Annotated in this window: 18 protein-coding genes; 11 read left to right on the forward strand and 7 right to left on the reverse strand. The window is 69.4% G+C overall.

What is annotated here, in order from left to right; translation table 11 throughout:
- Nucleotides 1-183 precede the first annotated feature (183 nt).
- On the reverse strand, nucleotides 184-486 hold the full coding sequence (locus ACWGID_RS11790) for a hypothetical protein (protein ID WP_452196397.1): 303 nt from the start codon (nucleotides 484-486) through the stop codon (nucleotides 184-186).
- 183 nt (nucleotides 487-669) lie between these two features.
- Nucleotides 670-1,143: a methylated-DNA--[protein]-cysteine S-methyltransferase gene (locus ACWGID_RS11795; protein ID WP_452196398.1), complete on the reverse strand. Its 474-nt coding sequence runs from the start codon at nucleotides 1,141-1,143 to the stop codon at nucleotides 670-672.
- Between the two features lie 110 nt (nucleotides 1,144-1,253).
- On the opposite strand from ACWGID_RS11795, the gene ACWGID_RS11800 reads away from it, so the two are divergent.
- The 3 genes from ACWGID_RS11800 to ACWGID_RS11810 all read left to right on the forward strand — a co-directional run bounded on the left by ACWGID_RS11800 (nucleotide 1,254) and on the right by ACWGID_RS11810 (nucleotide 5,226).
- Nucleotides 1,254-1,982, forward strand: a complete 729-nt coding sequence (locus ACWGID_RS11800) for a DUF4328 domain-containing protein (RefSeq protein WP_452196399.1) — start codon at nucleotides 1,254-1,256, stop codon at nucleotides 1,980-1,982.
- Nucleotides 1,983-2,211: 229 nt separating this feature from the next.
- Nucleotides 2,212-4,431 (forward strand): DUF4328 domain-containing protein, encoded by a 2,220-nt coding sequence (locus tag ACWGID_RS11805; RefSeq protein ID WP_452196400.1) that lies wholly within the window; start codon nucleotides 2,212-2,214, stop codon nucleotides 4,429-4,431.
- A gap of 12 nt (nucleotides 4,432-4,443) precedes the next feature.
- Nucleotides 4,444-5,226: a sugar phosphate isomerase/epimerase family protein gene (locus tag ACWGID_RS11810; protein ID WP_452196401.1), complete on the forward strand. Its 783-nt coding sequence runs from the start codon at nucleotides 4,444-4,446 to the stop codon at nucleotides 5,224-5,226.
- Here the strand turns inward: ACWGID_RS11810 and ACWGID_RS11815 are convergent.
- Nucleotides 5,193-5,753 carry a TetR/AcrR family transcriptional regulator gene (locus ACWGID_RS11815; RefSeq protein ID WP_452196402.1) on the reverse strand — a complete coding sequence of 187 codons (561 nt, stop codon included), beginning with the start codon at nucleotides 5,751-5,753 and terminating at the stop codon, nucleotides 5,193-5,195. The genes ACWGID_RS11810 and ACWGID_RS11815 overlap by 34 nt on opposite strands.
- Before the next feature lie 97 nt (nucleotides 5,754-5,850).
- On the opposite strand from ACWGID_RS11815, the gene ACWGID_RS11820 reads away from it, so the two are divergent.
- On the forward strand, nucleotides 5,851-6,993 hold the full coding sequence (locus tag ACWGID_RS11820; RefSeq protein WP_452196403.1) for an FAD-dependent oxidoreductase: 1,143 nt from the start codon (nucleotides 5,851-5,853) through the stop codon (nucleotides 6,991-6,993).
- Here the strand turns inward: ACWGID_RS11820 and ACWGID_RS11825 are convergent.
- Nucleotides 6,990-7,988: a LacI family DNA-binding transcriptional regulator gene (locus ACWGID_RS11825; protein ID WP_452196404.1), complete on the reverse strand. Its 999-nt coding sequence runs from the start codon at nucleotides 7,986-7,988 to the stop codon at nucleotides 6,990-6,992. The two genes, ACWGID_RS11820 and ACWGID_RS11825, sit on opposite strands and share 4 nt — an antisense overlap.
- A gap of 117 nt (nucleotides 7,989-8,105) precedes the next feature.
- Here ACWGID_RS11825 and arfA point away from each other — a divergent pair, with 117 nt between their 5' ends.
- The 4 genes from arfA to ACWGID_RS11845 are packed head-to-tail and all read left to right on the forward strand — an operon-like array spanning nucleotide 8,106 to nucleotide 13,687.
- Nucleotides 8,106-9,593: an arabinosylfuranosidase ArfA gene (gene arfA / locus ACWGID_RS11830; RefSeq protein ID WP_452196405.1), complete on the forward strand. Its 1,488-nt coding sequence runs from the start codon at nucleotides 8,106-8,108 to the stop codon at nucleotides 9,591-9,593.
- A gap of 19 nt (nucleotides 9,594-9,612) precedes the next feature.
- Entirely contained in the window at nucleotides 9,613-11,829 is a 2,217-nt protein-coding gene (locus ACWGID_RS11835; protein WP_452196406.1) for a family 43 glycosylhydrolase, read from the forward strand.
- Between the two features lie 8 nt (nucleotides 11,830-11,837).
- Complete coding sequence (locus ACWGID_RS11840) at nucleotides 11,838-12,728, forward strand: glycoside hydrolase family 43 protein (RefSeq protein WP_452196407.1); 891 nt, start codon at nucleotides 11,838-11,840, stop codon at nucleotides 12,726-12,728.
- 56 nt (nucleotides 12,729-12,784) lie between these two features.
- Entirely contained in the window at nucleotides 12,785-13,687 is a 903-nt protein-coding gene (locus ACWGID_RS11845) for a hypothetical protein (protein ID WP_452196408.1), read from the forward strand.
- Here ACWGID_RS11845 and pdxR read toward each other — a convergent pair.
- Nucleotides 13,674-15,041 carry a MocR-like pyridoxine biosynthesis transcription factor PdxR gene (gene pdxR, locus ACWGID_RS11850; protein WP_452196409.1) on the reverse strand — a complete coding sequence of 456 codons (1,368 nt, stop codon included), beginning with the start codon at nucleotides 15,039-15,041 and terminating at the stop codon, nucleotides 13,674-13,676. The two genes, ACWGID_RS11845 and pdxR, sit on opposite strands and share 14 nt — an antisense overlap.
- Before the next feature lie 17 nt (nucleotides 15,042-15,058).
- On the opposite strand from pdxR, the gene sigJ reads away from it, so the two are divergent.
- From sigJ to ACWGID_RS11865, 3 genes are all read left to right on the forward strand, one after another.
- The gene (sigJ, locus tag ACWGID_RS11855) at nucleotides 15,059-16,003 is read left to right on the forward strand and encodes an RNA polymerase sigma factor SigJ (RefSeq protein WP_452196410.1); all 945 of its coding nucleotides are present in this window, start codon (nucleotides 15,059-15,061) and stop codon (nucleotides 16,001-16,003) included.
- 81 nt (nucleotides 16,004-16,084) lie between these two features.
- The gene (locus ACWGID_RS11860; RefSeq protein ID WP_452196411.1) at nucleotides 16,085-17,266 is read left to right on the forward strand and encodes an NAD(P)/FAD-dependent oxidoreductase; all 1,182 of its coding nucleotides are present in this window, start codon (nucleotides 16,085-16,087) and stop codon (nucleotides 17,264-17,266) included.
- A gap of 54 nt (nucleotides 17,267-17,320) precedes the next feature.
- A complete protein-coding gene (locus ACWGID_RS11865) occupies nucleotides 17,321-18,001 on the forward strand; it encodes a pyridoxamine 5'-phosphate oxidase family protein (protein ID WP_452196412.1) in 681 nt (226 codons plus the stop codon).
- Here ACWGID_RS11865 and ACWGID_RS11870 read toward each other — a convergent pair.
- Complete coding sequence (locus tag ACWGID_RS11870) at nucleotides 17,998-18,783, reverse strand: ABC transporter permease (RefSeq protein ID WP_452196413.1); 786 nt, start codon at nucleotides 18,781-18,783, stop codon at nucleotides 17,998-18,000. The genes ACWGID_RS11865 and ACWGID_RS11870 overlap by 4 nt on opposite strands.
- The gene (locus tag ACWGID_RS11875) at nucleotides 18,780-19,724 is read right to left on the reverse strand and encodes an ATP-binding cassette domain-containing protein (protein WP_452196414.1); all 945 of its coding nucleotides are present in this window, start codon (nucleotides 19,722-19,724) and stop codon (nucleotides 18,780-18,782) included. Before ACWGID_RS11875 ends, ACWGID_RS11870 begins: the two co-directional genes overlap by 4 nt.
- Between the last annotated feature and the right edge of the window lie 75 nt (nucleotides 19,725-19,799).

Genomic DNA, 19,799 nt, shown 5'->3' on the forward strand with positions numbered 1-19,799 from the left:
GGCCCGGGCCCCCCGCACACGGAGCCCCCCCCGGCCCGGGGCGCCCACACCCCCGCCGCCCCCCGCCGCCCCCGCCACCCCTTACCCCCCCCCACCGGCTCACCCCCCCCCCCGGGCGAGGGCCCCGCCCCCTGCAGGGTCCGGGACCTTCGTCTGTTCGCACGTCGCCTTGCGCGAGCGACGTCAGTTGACCTGCGGTTCCTTCGCGATCGTGTAGCGACCGGCGGACAGCAGTTGGGTGGCGTACCGGTGCGTGATGCACGGGTAGGTGCCGCCGCAGCTCAGGCAGACCGCGTCGTTGCGGTGCAGCCAGGGAACGACCTTGAACCGCCGGATCCAGGTCATTGGCTCCCGGTCCGGGGCGTGCATCCGGAGCGCCGCGCGCGCGGCGTCCTGGATCTCGGGGGCCGACCAGTCCTCGGCGCTCTTGTCCATCAGCGCGCTGAGATCAGGGTGGTGGTGGTCAGTGGTGCGGTCTTTGTTCATTTAGTTGTCTTCCAAGGCAGGTGGGAGGACGCCTGATCGGGTGGTGGGGTGGGTTTGCAACCACACTGAATCACTCGCTTCAAACGTTAGTGCCCCGGCCAGATCAGCGCGCCCCGATAGACCGCGTTCGAGTGTCAGATCTTCGTCAGGTCTGTCGGGCCGAGCCGGTCAGGTCTGGGTCCGTCAGGTCCAGAGCGTCTCGAGCGTCACCCGGGCCTCGAGCTCGAGCAGGTGCCGCTTGGTCGGGATGCCACCACCGAAGCCGACCATTTTGCCGCCGGCGCCGACCACCCGGTGGCAGGGCATCACGATCGCGATCGGGTTCCGGTTGCAGGCCGTCCCGACCGCGCGGGCCGCGCCGATGTCGCCGACGATCTTCGCGACGTCGCCGTACGTCTGCATCTCGCCGTACGGGATCTTGGTGAGCTGGGTCCAGACCGCGCGCTCGAACTCGGAGCCGCCGCGGACGGACAGCGGCAGCGTGAACTCCTGGAGCTCACCGGCGAAGTACGCCTTCAGTTGGTCGGCGGCCTCGGCGAGCAGCGGGTCGGGGTCGAGCGGTCTGTCGGTGCCGCCGAAGTGCAGCCGGCAGAGCCCGGTCTCGTCGACCGCGAGCGTGAGGTCGCCGATCGGCGAATCGATCACGGACCAGCGCATATCGCCATCCTTGCGCAGGGCACCGACAGTTTTCTCGCGGAATTGCGCCATGGACCGATGGCGACGTGTTGTCCTCGCCCGGTCACGCCGTGTTGTGCTATGTCTGATCCATGCCGAGCCGGGCGTCACAGGTACCGCTGGACCGGTGGTTCAGTTCCGAGCGGGCAATGGGCGTCGCGGCGTCGATCCTGATCGGGCTGGTCACGGTCACCGCGTGGGCCACCGCATGGTCCGACTGGTTCTCCTACCGCACCCTCAAGGTGTACGGCGCTGACGCCGCCGCCCGGCTGGACGAAGCGGACCTGATCTCCGGATCGCTCGGTATCGTCTCGGCGCTCGCGCTGCTCGGTGCCGCGGCGGTGTTCATCATCTGGCTGTGGCGGGTCCGGTGGAACGCGGAGATGTTCTGCCGCGGCGAGCACCGGTTCACCCGCGGCTGGGTGCTGGGCTGCTGGCTCGTCCCGGTGGTGAACCTCTGGTACCCGAAGCAGGTCGTCGACGACATCGTCGCGGCCAGCGATCCGCGCACCGATCCGCTGACGCCGAACCTGAAGGTTGTCCCCGGCACCCAATTGGTCTGGGCCTGGTGGCTGACCTGGGTGACCGGACTGGTGTCCGGGAACATCGTGCAAAGAGGTGTTCTCGCCGGCGCGTCGCAGCTCGGAGATCTGCGTACGAACGTCATACTGTCCTCCGTCTCGGCGCTGTCCACCACTGGCGCGGCGGTGCTCGCGGTGATCCTGATCCAGCGGATCGACGAGCTCCAGACCCAGCGTGAATGGGTGCCCTGGTGGGCGGTCGGGACACCGCACAGCGGCTTCCAACCTCCTGCGTTGTAAACCAAACCGTCACGCGCCGTCCAATGCCTCGTTACCACTGGTGATGGGCGTACGAAAAGAACACGTTAAGTCGACACCCTCCGCATTGGGGCCGACTGCCCTGGCATACCTACTTCGTGGTATCAATGTGGCTCGGTCACGCGGGGGCAGGGCCGGTCCGAAGCGCCGGACAGACGACGGAGTTCCAGCAACGCGAGGGACGCGAGACGTGAGCCACCCGCAGCCAACGATGACCCCTGTCGAGGACGAGGAAGCATGGCAGCCGCACGCGGCTGAGGAGTTCCAGCAGATCGGGACGGTCGGCAAGATCGCCATCGGACTGCTGGGCGCGTCGACAGTGACGCATCTGCTCTCCACCTGGTCCGACTGGAACACGTACTCCGTGGTGCACCGCTATCTCGGCGGCATGCCGAACGTCGACGACGCGGACCTGAACCGCGCCGACGCGATCGCCAAGGTCACCGCGATTCCGAACGTGATCGTCTCGGTCGCCGCCGCGGTCGTCTTCGTTGTGTGGCTCTGGCGGGTCCGGGTCAACTCCGAGGTCTTCTGTCAGGCCGACCATCGTCGCAGCCATGGCTGGGTACTCGCCAGCTGGTTCGTGCCGGGTCCGAACCTCTGGTACCCGAAACAGATCGTCGACGACGTCTGGCTCGCCAGCGATCCGAAGACCCCCGTCTACACCGACGACCTGCGCCGGTTCAGGACTCCCTCCCTCACGTCCGTGTGGTGGGTCGCCTGGATCGGCGCTCTCGCGTTCGACGTGGTGGTCCGCCGGTTCCTGATGTGGATGGAAGCCACCGTCGGCTCGCTGCGCGGCATCGCCCTGGCGGGTACGGCGTCCCTGCTGCTGACCGCGGTCTCCGCGGTGGGCGCGACGCTCGTGATCCGCAAGATCAACCACATGCAGACCACCCGCACGTGGGTGCCCTGGTGGGACCAGGCGCCGAAGCTGAGCGCCGTCCCGTCGTACGAGACCGGCGGCGGGCCGTGGGCCGCGAACGACGACACCGACGAGCAGCCGGCGATCGCCGAGCCGATCGCGACCGCGCCCTCGCTGGGTCTGGTCCGCGAGCCGCAGCTGCAGATGGCCGGTGCGCCGCAGGCGCCGGCGGGCAACAACCCGTTCGCCCCGGCCGCCCAGGCCCCGGCTCCGTACGCACCGGCGCCGCAGCAGGCCGGCCCGCAGCAGGCCGGCCCGCAGCAGTCGGCGCCGCAGCAGCCCGCACCGCAGGCTCCGGCCGCGAGCCCGTTCGCGCCGGCTCCGGCCGCGCAGGACTTCCCGGGTGACGGCGCCGCCGCGCCGGCCGCGTTCGCCGGTGACCCGGCGGTCGACGAGGGCGCGAAGTGGAGCCCGTTCGCCCCGGTAGTGGACGGCTGGCGGGACGACGAGAGTGGCCCGGCGACCGAGCAGTTCAGCCCGATCGAGTCCTGGCGGGACGAGAAGCCGGCCGCGGAGACGACGTACGAGGCGCCGCGGCAGAGCTGGGACGACTACCGGAGCGAGGACGCGCTCGGGGCGACGACGACGGGCAGCTGGCTCGACGAGGTCGCGCCGATGACGGTCGTGCAGCAGCCCGACCCGTACGCGCACCAGCCCCAGCCCCAGCAGCGCCAGCCGTATCAGCAGCAGCCGTACCAGCCCGAGCCGTACCAGTCGCAGCCTTACCAGCCGCAGCAGTACGAGCCCCAGCAGCAGCCGCAGCAGCCGGCCGAGGAGCACTGGGCGGCGCAGTACTCCGAGCCGTACTCCTACGAATCGGACTACCTCACCTCAACGTCCTCCCCCGCGGAGGCGCAGACCGCACCCGAGCCTGAGCCCGCGCCTGTTGCGCGCGCCGGTCGCCGGGCGGCTCGGGTCGCGGTCGACAGCCCGTCGGCGATCCAGCCGGCGGTCGAGGACCACTCGACGTACACGTCGCACTCGAACGAACCGACGCAGTCGGCGTACCCGGACCACAGCGTCTACGGCCGGTCCGAGCACACCCAGCCGTCGTACCCGTCGGCCTCCACCGGGTACTACGAGCCCGCGCCGGCGCCGAGCCACCAGGAGCAGGACGACTTCCTGACGCCGTCGAAGCCGCTGCCGCCGATCCCGTCGTACGGGCCCGAGCCGGGTCAGCAGTCCGGTGGTTCGGACTACAACGGCTACGAGACGTCGTACACGTCGGAGTACAACTCGGACTACTCGAACTACAGCTCCGAGTACGACAACACGTACAACAACGGCGGCAACAACGGCAGCTCGCAGTACGGCGGCGGCCAGCAGTCCTACGAGACCTACAACCCGAACTACGCGTCGGAGTCGTACGGCTCGCAGTACTCGCAGGAGCCGGACCAGACCGACTACCAGCAGCAGACGCCGTACTCGAACGAGCAGCAGCAGCCCACCGACGACGACGAGCAGACCGCTCCGCGGACCACTCCGCGGCGTGGCCGCTGGGTCTGACAGATTGGCCTCATGCGTTTAGGTTTCGCCACCCTCGGTTGTCCGGGAGCACCACTCGACGACGTCCTGGCACTTGCTCAGGGCAACAACTTCACCGGTCTGGAACTGCGGACCGCGCCGGACGAGTTCACCCACACGGGTCTGAGCGCGGCCGAGCGGCGGGAGCTGCGGACCCGGATCGAGGACGCCGGCCTGCAGATCTTCGCGATCAGCAGCTACGTGAAGTTGTGCGCGGTCGAGGAGCAGCCGCTCGAGGCGCACCTCGAACTGGCGAACGACCTGGGCGCCCTCGGTGTCCGCGTCTTCCCGGGCGACGACCCCGATGACGGTACGACGGAAGGCCCGAGCGCCGGTGAGATTCGCGCGCTCGACCGCGTGACGTCGGCGCCGCGCGACGTACCGATCCTGCTGGAGACGCACGACTCGCACTCGACGGCTCGTCAGGTCGCGGCGTTCTGCGCGGTGCTCGACACCGACGTCCCGGGCCACAACGTGAAGGCGCTCTGGGACAGCTCGCACACCTGGTCGCACGGCGAGACGCTGGCCGAGTCGTTCGCGCTGCTGCGGCCCTGGCTCGAGGTCGTGCAGTTCAAGCAGGCGGACTCGCAGCAGGACTACCGTCCGGTCGCGATCGGCGCCGGCGACTTCCCGATCCAGGACCTGCTGAAGGTCCTCGACGGCACGGACTACCCGCTCTCGCTCGAGTGGGAGCTCAAGTGGCACCCGCAGTTGCCGTCACTCGCGGAGACGCTGCCCGCGGTTCACACCTGGCTGGGCGACGGCGCCGTCAAGTAGCGCGTGATCGTCGGACCCAGCCACGCGACGGCCTCGTCCGTGGTCAGGGTCGCGATCGGCGCGAACTCCAGGATGTAACGGCACAGCGCGAATCCGAGCGCCTGCGTCGCGATCAGTCCCGCCCGTACCGCGGGCTGGTCGACGGCTGCCCGCTGGAACACCGGCGTGAGCTGCCCGACGAACACCTCTCGCATGCGCTCGGCGGCGGTCTCGTTCGTGACCGCCGTCCGTAGCAGCACCCGGAGTGTGTCGTCCTCCTCCCAGCGCTCGACGAGATGCCGCACGAGCACCTCGCCGGCCTGCTCCCGCGGTACGTCGCTCAGATCCGGCAGTCGTACGTCGAACTCGGCCGCCGCCGCGAAGAGCTTCTCCTTGCTGCCGTAGTACCGCATCACCATCGCCGGGTCGATCGCCGCGTCGGCCGCGATCGCGCGGATCGTGGCCCGCTCGTACCCGTCCGCGCCGAACCGCTCCCGGGCCGCCGCCAGGATCGCCGCCCGGGTCCGGTCGGACTTCTTCTCCGCCATACGCACAGCATATGCCAACACTTGTTGACTTTTGCCAGTAGCAGGCCTAGCGTAAAAGTCAACAAGCGTTGATAAATGCTGAGAGGGAGGAGCGACGATGACTCCACGGAGCGCAGAGGTCGTAGTGGTGGGAGCGGGTCCGGTCGGGCTCGCGGTGGCGGTCGGACTGCGACTGCACGGGCATGAGGTCGTGGTGGTCGACAAGCAGGCCGAGGGCACCAACACCTCCCGCGCCTGCGTCATCCACCCACGGACGCTGGAGGTCCTGGAGCAGCTCGGTGTCACCAAGCGGCTGATCGACCTCGGGCTCGAGCTGCAGGACTTCGCGATCCGGTCAGGCGACCGCAAGCTGATCCCGGTCGGCTTCGCGGACCTGCCGACGGCGTACCCGTTCGTCACGATGATCCCGCAGCCGGTCACCGAGCAGGTCCTGCTCGAGCGGCTGGAGGAGCTCGGCGGGACAGTGCTCCGCCCGTACGCCGCGACCGGCCTGACCCAGTCCGCGGACGGGGTCGAGGTCACTCTGGACAACGGCGACGTGATCAAGGCGCAGTACGTCGTGGCCGCCGACGGCATGAACAGCACGATCCGGGAACTCGCCGGACTGCGGATGCCCGGCAACACCCTGCAGCTCTCCTGCAGCCTGGTCGACGTCCGCGTCGAGAGCGGCCTACCCGTCGACGAGGTCGCCCTGTACTTCGCCTCCGCCGGCCTGCTCGTGGTGGCACCGCTGCCGGACGGGAGCTTCCGGTTGGTGGCCGAAGTCCACGATGCGCCGGAGCACCCCGACCTGGCGTACGCACAGCAACTGCTCGCCGCTCGGGGTCCGCGGAAGGCGCACCCGAAGATCACCGAGGTGGTCTGGGGTTCGCGGTTCCGGATCCACGAGCGGGTCGCCGACGCCTACCGGTCCGGTCGCGTGCTGCTGGCCGGCGACGCGGCCCACACGCACAGCCCGGCCGGCGGTCAGGGCATGAACCTCGGACTCCGCGACGCGGTCAGCCTGGCGGACGCGTTGTCGATCGCCATCGCCGGTGACGAGTCGGGCCTCGACACGTACGCCACGAACAGCCGCGCGGAAGCGGTCCGCGTGATCGCGCTGGCCCACCGCCTGACCCGCCTGGCGAACGTCCCGCCGGCGATCCGCCCGCTGCGCAACGCCGTACTGACGCTGGTGGGCAAGGTCGGCAAGACCCAGCAGGGCCTCGCCAAACAACTCGCGGGCTTCCCGGAGCGCTAGCCGACGGTCGACTCGCGGATCTGCAACGTGTACGGGACGGTGAGGTCCTGGTGGTTGGCTCCGCCGTTGCCGGCGATGCGGTCGAGGAGCAGGGCGACCGCGTTGTCGGCCAGCCACTCCTTGTCCGGGGAGATCGAGGTCAGCGTCGGTGAGTGGTACCGGCCGTCCTCGATGTCGTCGAAGCCCACCACCGCGACGTCCTCGGGCACCCGTAGACCGGCGTCCGCGAGAGTCCGCAGCGCGCCGAGCGCCAAGAGGTCGTTGAAGCAGAACACCGCGTCAGGCGGCTTCGGCAGCGCGAGCAGTTCGCGCATCGACGCCGCGCCGTCCAGCCGGTGGTACCCGGTGCCGGCCAGCTCGAGGGCCGGGTCGTGCGGCAGCCCGGCCGCCTTCAGCGCCTTCCGGTACCCCTTCCGCCGGACCGCGCCGGTACTGGTGCCGCCGACACCGATCGCCGCGATCCGGGTCCGCCCGAGCGAGATCAGATGCGACGTGGCGTCGTACGACGCCTGCACGGAGTCGACCGCGACTCGGTCGAACTGACCGCCGGCCGGGCGCTCGCCGAGCAGCACCAGCGGCTTGCCGGTGTCGGCGGACGTCAGCTTGGCCGGAGCGGTCGCGAGCGGGGAGAAGATGATGCCGTCGATCAGTTGCCCGCGCATCCCTTCCAGTACCAGCCGTTCGGCCGCCGCCTCACCTTCGGTCTGGTCGATCAGCACGGTGATCCCGCGGCGTTTCGCGGCCCGGCTGATCTCCGCCCCGAGCTCGGCGAAGTACGGCGAACCCATCTCCGGGATGGCCAGCGCGATGAAGTCCGAGCGGCCCTTGCGCAGCGATCGGGCGCTGACGTTCGGCCGGTAGTCGAGCGCGGCGATCGCGGCCTCGACCTTGGCGCGGGTCTGCGCAGTGATGTGTGGATAGTCGTTGATCACGTTCGAGACGGTCTTCACCGATACCCCGGCCCTCGCGGCCACATCACTGAGCCTGGTCGCCATCCGAACCTCCTGTTCCCGGCTTGTCGCCCGAGTGTGCCACCGCCCAGCTCTTTACACCGATTGTCAATCGTTGTAGACATCCACGTTAAACGTTGTAGACGACTCTGGGGAGGCCTCGTGGCCCGGCTTGTGGTTGACCCGGCGTTCGCCGTCGGTGCGCTCGACCGACGGTTGTTCGGTTCGTTCGTCGAACACATGGGTCGGTGTGTGTACACCGGGATCTACGAACCGGGTCATCCGAGCGCCGACGCGGACGGTTTCCGGCAGGACGTGCTGGAGCTGGTCCGCGAGCTCGGCGTCACCGCGATCCGCTATCCCGGCGGCAACTTCGTCTCGAACTACGACTGGGAGGACGGCGTCGGCCCGAAGGACCAGCGGCCGCGGCGCCTCGACCTGGCCTGGCGGGCGATCGAGCCGAACCAGTTCGGCACCGACGAGTTCGTCGCCTGGTCCCGCAAGGCCGGCGTCCAGCCGATCTGGGCGGTCAACCTCGGCACCCGCGGGATCCGCGAGGCGGTCGACCTGCTCGAGTACTGCAACCTCCCGGCCGGCACCGAGCACGGTGACCGCCGGGTCGCCAACGGCAGCCCGGAGCCGCACGACATCAAGGTCTGGTGCCTGGGCAACGAGATGGACGGCCCGTGGCAGATCGGCCACAAGACCGCCGAGGAGTACGCCCGGCTCGCGGAGGAGACCGCGAACGCGATGCGCCGCGTCGAGCCCGGCCTCGAACTGGTCGCCTGCGGTTCCAGCAACGCCGGGATGCCGACCTTCGGCGAGTGGGAGCGGGTCGTCCTCGAGCGCACGTACGACCTGGTCGACCACATCAGCCTGCACGCGTACTACGAACCTCGCGACGGCGACCAGGTGAGTTTCCTGGCCGCCGCCGAGGAGATGGACCGGATGATCTCGTCGGTGATCGCGACCGCCGATCACGTGAAGGCGCTGAAGCGCAGCGACAAGGAGCTGACGCTCTCCTTCGACGAGTGGAACGTCTGGTACCAGCAGCACTTCCCGGGCGAGCTCGGCCTCGGCATCCGCGAGGTCAGCCCGCTGATCGAGGACACCTACAGCGTCGACGACGCGGTCGTCGTCGGCAGCCTGTTGATCACGCTGCTCCGGCACGCCGACCGGGTGAAGATCGCTTGCCTGGCGCAACTGGTGAACGTGATCGGCCCGATCCGTACCGAGCCTGGCGGCCGCGCCTGGCGGCAGACGATCTTCTACCCGTTCGCCCTGACCGCGCAGTACGCCGGTCCGACGGTGCTGCAGACCGCGATCAGCGGCGGACCGGACATCGACACGAACGCCTTCGGGCGCGTACCGGCGCTGTGGAGTACGGCGACGTACGACGAGAACACCGGGGAGACCGCGATCTTCGTGGTGAACCGGAGTGAGACCGACAAGATCGATCTGGAGATTCCGGTGACCGGACAGGTGGTCCGGCATCTCGCGCTCTATGACGAGGACCGCTCCGCCGTGAACACGGCGGACGATCCGGACCGGGTTCAGCCCCGGGCCGTCGACACCACCGAGGTCGTCGACGGTGTTTGTCGTGCCACGTTGCCCCCTGCGTCGTGGCATGTGATCCAGCTCAGCAGTTGATTCGAGAGGGGACCCGCCCGTGCCTTCGAAACGACTACTCGCCGCCGTCCTGACGGTCACCGCGGTGGCCGCCGGTACGACGGCTGCCACCGCGGCACCACCGCCCGCGGTGACGACCACCAACGCGATCTCGTCGAGCTTCGCGGACACCTTCGCCGACCCGTCGATCATCCAGGGCCGCGACGGCTACTGGTACGCGTACGCGACGTCCGACCCGCTGAAGGCGAACGGCCCGTTCGGCCTGATGCACATGGCCCGCACCAAGGACTTCAGCTCCTGGGAGTACCTCGGCACGGTCTTCAACGATCAGACCAAACCGGCCTGGGCCGCGCCGGGCTCGTTCTTCTGGGCCCCGGACATCCGCTACTTCGACGGTCACTACGTCATGTACTTCACCGTCACCGACACGAACGCCAACCCCGGCGGTGATCCCGCGATCGGGGTCGCGACCGCCCCGACGCCGGCCGGTCCGTGGACCGCCACCGGCGGGCCGGTCGTCGCACCGCGGCCCGACGGCAACGGCGGTTACCTCGGCACCATCGACCCGGCGATGCTGACCGCCGCCGACGGCAAGCGGTACCTGTATTACGGCGGCTTCTACGGCGGCATCCAGGTCACCGAGCTCTCCCCCGACGGCATGCACGCGGTCGGCACACCGACGCAGGTCACGATCGGCGACCGCTACGAGGGCTCGTACGTCGTCTACCGCGACGGCTGGTACTACTTCATGGGCTCGTCGATGAACTGCTGCGCCGGCCCGACCACCGGGTACTCCGTCTTCGCCGGCCGGTCCCGCTCGCCTCGCGGCCCGTTCCTCGACGCCGACGGTGCCGCGCTGACCGACTCACGAGTCGGCGGTACGACGGTCATCACGCAGAACGGCAACAAGTGGATCGGTCCGGGGCACCACGCGTTCATCACCGACGCGGCCGGTCAGGACCACATCGTCTACCACGCGATCGACCGCGGTACGCCGTGGCTGACCAACCCGTTCGGCATCAACCGGCGGCCGATGCTGATCGACAAGATCGACTGGATCAACGGCTGGCCGCGCACCAACGCGGGTGCCGGTCCGTCCGAGGGTCCGGTGCCCGCGCCGGCGACCGGTTCGGGATCCGGTATCGACTCGACCGATCCGGCGAGCGGCCTGGTCGGTGCCACTCGACAGGCCGGCGACTCGCTCGGCGGACCGACGGCCTCGATCAATGGGTCCGCGCAGACCCGCAAGGCGGCACCTGGTGGTTCGCTCCGGGTCGAGGCCGACGTCAAGCTCGGCGACTCCTTCACCACCGTTCTGGGCAACCAGGTCGTCGCGGCGGTGACCAAGGACAAGGTGACGCTGACGGCCGGCGGGCGGACGACCTCGGCCGCGTTGCCGGCTGACTTCGACCGCTCGCAGTGGAACAAGCTCAGCGTCCAGGTGTCCGGGTCGACCGTGAGCGCACGGTTGAACGACGCCGGTCTCGGCGACGTGTACGCCGAGGCGCAACTCGACGTACCGGGGCTGCGGCTGGGTGAGGCGCCGGTGCGGTGGCTCGGGTCGGCCGAAGTGGACAACCTGACGGTGCGTCAGGTGGCGAAGCCGGTCACCAAGCCGGCCGACGTACCGCGGACCGGGAAGCTGATCGCCGGGGACGACTTCAACGGTGCGCTCGCCGCGGACTGGTCGTGGGTGCGAAAGGACGACAAGGCGACGGTTGCTGATGGCCAGTTGTCGTGGCCGTTGGAGAACGCCGACATGACCGGTTCGTCCAACAACGCCGGGCTCCTGCTGCACAGCACGCCGGCCGGCGACAGCTGGATCGCCGAGACCAAGCTGCACCTCGACACCGGGCAGGGCGACGTCCGCAACTACCAACAGGCCGGGATGATCGCGTACCTGAACGACAACGACTTCGCACGGCTCGGCAACGTGGCGATCTGGAAGACCCGCCAGACGGAGTACGGGCGTGAGCTCGTGGCCCGGCCGTCGGACGGCGCCACGTCGTACGGCGCGGCCGCGATCGGTCGCTCGGCGCCGACCTTGTGGATGCGTCTCGCGTACCACAAGAACGCTGCCGGTGAGCACGTCTACCGCGCGGCCACGTCGGTCGACGGCACGAACTGGACCTGGGGCGCATCCTGGGTGCTCCCCGCCGCGGCGAAGATCGGCCTCTACGCCCACGGTGAGTTCACCGGCGCCAACCCACCGCCGGTCGCCACCTTCGACTACCTGAAGTTCTACGAGAGCAAGTAAGGAACCCCATGGGATTCTCCAACCCGGTGTACGACGGTAGCTTCGCCGATCCGCAGGTGATTGCGGTGGGCAACGAGTACTACGCGTTCGCGACCAATGGGCCGCTGGGCAACGTGCAGACGTTGACGTCCAGTGACCTGGTGGCGTGGACGCCGGTCGGTGACGCGTTGCCGGTGGTGCCGGGTTGGACGTCCCCGGGGCGGGTGTGGGCGCCGGAGGTCGCGGTGCACGCGGCCGACCGGTACGTCATGTACTACACGTCCCGCGACACCGCCGCCGATCGGCAGGCGGTCGGTGTCGCGGTGGCGTCCACCCCCGCGGGTCCATATGTCGACATATCTATGAAGCCGCTGATCAGTCAGGCCGACGAGGGCGGCTCGATCGACGCCTCGCCGTTCCAGGACTCGACCGGCCGGCGCTGGCTGTACTGGAAGAACGACGGCAACGCGATCGGTGTGGACACCTGGATCTACGTGTCCGAGCTGTCCGCCGACGGACTCACGCTCACCGGTCCCGTGCACCGCTTGATCAAGCAGGATCTGCCGTGGGAGGGCAACCTGGTCGAGGCGCCGTACATGGTCGAGCGGGACGGCAAGTTCCACCTCTTCTACTCGGCCAACGCCTTCGACAAGGCGGAGTACGCCGTCGGTCACGCGGTCTGCGAGTCGCCGATCGGTCCGTGTACGAAGTCGGGTGACCCGATCCTCAAGTCGTCGCCCGACGCCGCCGGTCCGGGGCACAACATGGTCCTCGGTGACTGGTTCGTCTACCACGCATGGGATCCGGACGCCGTCGGAACCGACCCGAAGGGCCGCACGATGTGGCTCTCGAAGCTGACCTGGGACGGCGACACCCCGGTCGTCCAACCGCCGCTCACCGAGAATCCGCTGCAGCCGTAACCTTTCCGTCCCCGCCCGCATCAAGGTCTGTGCAAGCTCCAGACCTGGGAGGGGACATGAAGCAGTTGCTCTCCATCGTCGCCGGCGCGACCCTGCTCGCCGCGACGTTCACCGCACCAACTGCGCACGCGGCGACCACCGCCAGCACCGCCGCGTGCTCGCTCCAGCCGGGCTCCGTGCTGGACAGCGGCGCGCACAACAACCTGGGGATCACGGTCGGGTACCCACCGCGGAACGTCGGCCAGCCCGGCGTCATCTTCGGGGTCTTCCCGGCGGGCGCGGTTCGGTTGAGTACGACGTTCACGAGCGACGCGTCCAGCTACGGCGCCACCAACGAGGGCTGGGTGGTGCAGGGCGATTCGCTCTACTACCGCTCGTACTCCGTCGACGTCATGAACGACATCGACAACGGCCAAGCGAACGAGACGCAGCGGGTGGGTGGCGGCTGGTCAAAGTACACCGCCGTGGAGGTCTCGCAGGGGGCGCGCGACCAGACGACGGCGTACGGGCTGCGGAGCGACGGCACGCTGTTCCGGTGGAGTGTCGACCGGTGGCTGTGGAAGCCGACCGGTTCCGCGACCGGGTTCGCCGCGGTGAAGTCGATGGCGCTGATCAGCAAGACGCCGACGTACGACACGTTCCTCGCGAACACGCGGGGCGGGGCGCTCTACACCATTCACATCCCCACCACGTCGACGCTGAAGCCGGTGGTGAAACCGGTTCGCACGAAAACCTGGCAGGGCTTCGAGAAACTCCTCGCGAGCAAGTGCGGCAACTACGGCACACTCCTCGTCGGAATCGACAAGGACACGAAGACGGCCCACTGGTACGCCGTTGGGCGCGCCAACGGTACCGCGACGGTGATCAACCACCTCAGCGCCTCCGGCCCGAAGTTCAACGACCCCGCCTACTTCCGCTGGGGAGCCAACGGCGTCCCCGACCCACTCAACGGTGAGTGAGTACGTCGGTCAGGATCGTGAGGGCCTTGTGGAGGTCGGCGGTTGAAGGTGTGGCGTAGCCGATGACGAGGCCGGGTGGGCCGGGGACGCTGCGGCGGTACTCGGACAGCGGTGCGACGACGACGCCGGCCTTGCGGGCCGCGGCTGCGATCCGGAGGTCGTCGGCGTCGTCAGGGAGCAACAGGGTGATGTGTAGCCCGGCGTCCTGCCCGACCACCTGGCCGTACGGCGACAGCACCGCGCAGGTGTGGGTACGGCGGTCCGCGTACAGCCGGCGTCCGCGACGGACCGCCTGGTCGAGGTAGCCGTCGCGGAGCATCGCGAGGAGCGCGGCCTGCATCGGCCAGGCGGGCCAGTCGCCGGAGTCGGCGCGGAACGTGGCGAGCCGGTCGATCATCGGCTCGGACGCGACCAGCCACCCGAGGCGGAGCGCGGGGCTCAGCGTCTTCGACAGCGTGCCGAGATGGACGACGCGCTCGAGGTCCAGCTGCGCGAGGGCGGGCAGCGGCGCGACGTCGTACCGGAACTCGCTGTCGTAGTCGTCCTCGATCAGCAGCGCGCCGGTGCGGCGCGCCCAGCGAACCAGTTCGTTGCGTCGGGCAACGGGAAGCCGGCCGCCGAGCGGGTACTGGTGTGACGGCGTGACGTAGACGGCCGGCAGGTCGTCGGAGAGGGCGCCGACCTGGAGGCCGTCCTCGTCGACCGGGACGTCGACGATCTCGAGCCGGTGGTCGCGGGCGGCGACGACCGCGTTCAGGTAGCCGGGGTCCTCGATCGCGATCCGGTCGCCGGGTTCGCGGGTGACGGTGAGCAGCAGGCGGAGCCCGTGCACGGTGCCGTTGGTGACGAGCACGTTCTCCGGTCCGCAGGCGATCCCGCGCACGCGCCGTACGTGATCCGCCAGGGCGGCGCGGAGCGCGGGGAGGCCGGCCGCGTCGTCGTACCCACGGGGTGGTGACTGTGTCGACACCTCGCGCCAGGCACGCCGCCAGCCCGGGTCGGGCGTCGGTGCGATGAACGGGATACCGGGGCGCAGCGTGAGCAGCTCGGGGCCGGCGTCAGGTGGGTGCGGCGTGTGCCGTCGTACGGCGGGCTGCAGCGGCGTGACGTCCGTGACGAATGTCCCGGCGCCGGTGCGGCCCTCGATCCAGCCCTCGGCATGCAGTTGGTCGTACGCCGCCTGCGTCACGGACCGCGAGACAGACAGCTCCCGCGCCAGGTCCCGCGTGGACGGCAGCCGATGACCCGCCGCGAGCCGCCCGTCGAGCACGGCCGTCCGGAACTGCTCCGCCAACTGCAGATGCAGCGGCAGGCCGGAAGCGCGGTCGATCGTCAGCGGCAGCGAACTCTGCACCTCGATAGGATCGCAGCATGGCCCTGACCGCGGCGGACGTGTCTCACTTCGAGCGCTCCAGACGCCGTCTCGAGGCGATCGCCTACCGGTTGCTCGGCTCCGCCGCCGAGGCAGAGGACGCGGTCCAGGAGACGTACCTGCGCTGGCAGGCCGCGGAGACCGAACGCATCGAGGTCCCCGAGGCCTGGCTGACCAAGGTCCTCACCAACCTCTGCCTGAACCAGCTCTCGTCCGCCCGGGCGCGGCGCGAGACCTACGTCGGGCAGTGGCTGCCCGAACCGCTGCTCGCCGGCGACCCGATGCTCGGCCCGGCCGACACCGTGGAACAGCGGGAGTCGGTGTCGTACGCCGTACTCACCCTGATGGAACGTCTCACGCCGAACGAGCGAGCGGTCTACGTCCTGCGGGAGGCGTTCGACTACTCACACCGGGAGATCGCGGAGATCCTCGACCTGAGCGAGGCGTCCAGCCAGCAGATCTTCCATCGGGCCAAGAAGCACATCGCGGACGGCAAGGCCCGGACCGAGGTCGACGCGGCGGCCGCCCAGCGGATCGTCGAGGAGTTCCTCGCGGCGGCCACCAGTGGTCAGGCCGACTCGCTGGTCCGGCTGCTCACCGCCGACGCCGTCTCGATCGGTGACGGCGGTGGCAAGGTGCCGGCCCGGACCAGTGCGACCGAGGGGGCCCGCGCGGTCGCGCGGTTCTTCCAGCACCTGTTCATCCCGACCACGGCGAAGCGCCGGTACGTCGGCGGCGCCGCGAAGGCCTACGCCTGGACCGCGAACGGCGACCCGGCGCTAGTGGTGGTCGTCGACGACGCGGTGATCGGCATCATCTGCATCGAGGTCACCGACGCCGGACTGACCGGGTTCCGCACCCAGGCCAACCCGGACAAGCTGGCCCGGGCGACCGAGCTCTTCACCGCCGCCGACCACGGGGAACCGCTGCTGACCATCACGTGACCTGCTTCACACGGCGTACCTGTCAGGAATCGCCGCTCTGTCCGGTTCAAGGGGCAACACCGCATCGGACAGGAGCCCAATATGAGCAGGAAGCACCGCATCGTCGTCCTCGGCGCCGGGTACGCCGGAGCTGTCGCCGCCGGCCGTCTCGCCAAGCGACTGCGCCCCGAGGACGTGACGATCACCCTGGTCAACGCCGAACCCGACTTCGTGGAGCGGGTCCGGATGCACCAGGTGGCGACCGGCCAGGACCTGACGCCGCGCCCGTTCAGCGAGATGTTCGCGGGCACCGGCGTCGTCCTGAAGGTCGCGAAGGTGACCGAGGTGGACGTCGACCGCAAGACCGTCACGCTCGGCACCGAGGAACTGGCGTACGACACCCTCGTGTACGCGCTCGGAAGCCGCTGGAACCCACAGGGCGTTCCCGGTACCGCCGAGCACGCGTACGAGATCGCGAGCCGCCCCGGTGCCCTGCGGCTGCGTGAGCGGCTGGAGTCGTTGACGACCGGGCAGGCGGTGACGGTCGTCGGTGGCGGTCTCACCGGCCTGGAGTTCGTGACCGAGCTGGCCGAGGCGCGGCCGGATCTCGACGTCGCCCTCCTGGTCCGCGGCGAGCTCGGCGACTGGCTCTCGCCCAAGGGCCGCCGGCATGTCCGGAAGGTCATGGACCGGCTCGGCATCACCGTCCACGAGAACGCGTCGGTGACGAGCGTCGAGCCGGACCACGTCACCACGGCCGCCGGTACGACGGTCCCGGCCGCCGTCACTGTATGGACGGCCGGATTCGCCGTCCACCCGATCGTTCAGGCGACCACGCTCGAGGTCGTCGACACCGGCCGGATCGTCGTCGACGCCACCATGCGCTCGGTCTCGCACCCGGACGTGTACGCCATCGGCGACGCGGCGTACGCGATGGGCTCGAAGAACAAGCCGCTGCGGATGTCGTGCGCGTCGGGGCAGCCGATGGCCTGGCAGGCCGCCGACTCGATCGCGGCCCGGCTGACCGGCGGGAAGCTCCCGCACGCGCCGCTGGCCTACTTCAACCAGTGCATCTCGCTGGGCCGGAAGGACGGGCTGATCCAGTACGTCACCAGCGACGACCGCGCCGTCAACGCCGCCCTGACCGGACGGATCGCCGCCCACTACAAGGAGTTGATCTGCAAGGGCGCGGCGTGGGGCACCGCCAACCCGACGATGGGTCTGCCGACGCGGAAGCACCGCGTCGTCGCCCAGGAGGTCCCGCTGCGCGAATGGACTAGGTGATTGGTGACGGAATGGACCGTGCCAGGAGACCACTCCCCGGCCGAACCTGGTTGCATGACCACCACCCCGCTCCAGCCCACCGCCCGTACGTCGCTTCGCCGGTCGAAGGAACGTGCGGCTACCGAGCGGCATGCGCTGACCGACGTACTCATGGACGGCATGTTCTGTCACCTGGGTGTCGTGGTCGACGGCGATCCGCTCGTGCTGCCGACGGCGTACGGCGTGGACCTGGAGCGCGGACCGGACGGGACAATGTACCTGCACGGTTCGGTCGCGGCCCGGAGCGTGGTCGCGGCGCCGGAGCAGACGGTCTGCGTCACTGTCACGCACACCGACGGTCTGGTGCTCGCGCGCTCGGCGTTCCATCACTCGGTGAACTACCGGTCCGCTGTCGTCCTCGGCGTACCGCGGCTGGTCACCGACCCGGACGAGAAACTCCACGGTCTGAACCGGATCGTCGACCACCTCGTCCCCGGCCGGTCGACCGCGGTCCGGCCGCCGAACCGCAAGGAGCTGGCGAAGACCTCGGTGCTCGCGCTTTCGCTCACCGAGGCCTCGGTGAAGATCCGCACCGGGCCGGCCAGCGACGACGAGCAGGACCTCGACCTGCCCTACTGGGCCGGCGTGATCCCGCTCCACACCGTCGCCGGCGAGCCGGAGGACAACCCGGACTGCGACCTCTTGGTGCCTGCCCACGTCCGCACCCGGGCGAGCATCCTCGGCGCTCCCTCTTAAGCGACCGTCCCCTTGTTGTAGTTCTTCTGCGCCCAGAAGTAGCCGACGATCGCGATCGCCACACACCAGGCCGCGGCGAGCCAGCCGCTGCCGCTGGCCATCGGCGTACCGAGCAGCAGGTGCCGCAAGGTGTCGATGATCGGGGTGAACGGCTGGTACTCGGCGAACCAGCGGATGCCGCTCGGCATCGCCTCCAGCGGGATGAACGTGTTGCTCAGGAACGGCAGCAGCAGGCTGATCGGCAGGACGATGTTGCTCGCGCCCTCCGGCGTCTTGCTGGTCAGCCCCAGCGCGATCGCGAACCAGGTCAGGCCGACGGTCACCGCGATCAGCAGCGCGGCCGCCAGCAGCCAGTCGACGACCGACGCGTTCGGGCGGAACCCGATCAGCACCGCGAACCCGATCACCAGCGCCAGGCTGACGACGGTCAGGATCACGTTGCCCAGCACGTGCCCGGTGAGGACGGCCGGCCGGAAGATCGCCATCGACCGGAACCTGGTCACGATGCCCTCCGTCATGTCCATGCAGACCGCGACCGCGGGCGACATCGTGCCGGAGGCGATCGACATCAGCAGGATTCCCGGGGTCAGGAAGTCGATGTAGCCGCCGCGGCCGCCCCCTCCGCCGAGACCGGCCGCGAACGTGTCGCCGAAGACCAGGCCGAACAGCAGGATCATGATCACCGGCATCCCGAGGGCGCCGAGCGAGAGGCCGGGGTACCGCTGGGCGTGCCGCAGGTTCCGCCGCAGCATCGTCGAGGTGTCTTGGAGTGCGTAGCTCATTTCGTCGTCACTTCCTCGTGCGTGGGCTGACCGGTGACGGCGAAGAACACGTCGTCCAGGTCTGGGGTGTGGACCGTCAGTTCGTCGACCTCGAGCGAGGCGTCGTCGATCCGGGCGATCAGGTCGCGCAGTGCGTGCACGCTGCCGTCGTTCGGCACCTGCAGCACCAGCGCTTCGTGGTCCGGTGCGGCGGTCGGCAGCACCTGACCGGCGAGCGTGAACTCCTCCGGCGAGGTGAAGCGGAGCCGGATGTGTCCACCAGGCGCGAGCCGCTTGAGTTCGTCGGCCGTCCCTTGAGCGACCAGCCGTCCGTGGTCCAGGACGGCGATCCGGTCGGCCAGTTGGTCGGCTTCTTCCAGGTACTGCGTGGTGAGCAGCACCGTGACGCCGCCGGCGACCAGTTCGCGGATCAGCGTCCACATGCTGTGCCGGCTGCGCGGGTCGAGTCCGGTGGTCGGCTCGTCCAGGAAGATGATCCGCGGGCGGCCGACCAGCGTCATGGCCAGGTCGAGCCGGCGCTTCATGCCGCCGGAGTACGTCATCGCCAGCTTCTTGCCGGCGTCGACCAGTTCGAACTGCTCGAGCAGCTCGTCCGCCCGGCGGCGGGCCTCCTGCTTGCCGAGGTGGTACAGGTCGGCCATCAGGATCAGGTTCTCCCGGCCGGTCATCAGACCGTCGACCGCGGAGAACTGGCCGGTGACGCCGATCGCGGCCCGGACCGCCTCGGGGTCGGTGTGCAGGTCGTGGCCGGCCACCCGGATCTCGCCGGCGTCGGCGGCGGTCAGCGTGGACAGGATCTGTACCGCGGTGGTCTTGCCGGCACCGTTCGGGCCGAGCAGGGAAAAGATGGTGCCTTCGGCAACGGTCAGGTCGATGCCGTCGAGCACGAGTTTCTCGCCGTAGGACTTGCGCAGTCCACGGACGTCGATCGCTGAAGACATGAGAGGTCCTTGGTTTTCGGGCAGGGCGAACCTGACCCAGGTGGTTGACGGGTCTGTGGAGGAGGAGGATTTTGG

This window comes from Kribbella sp. NPDC054772, assembly GCF_053611945.1.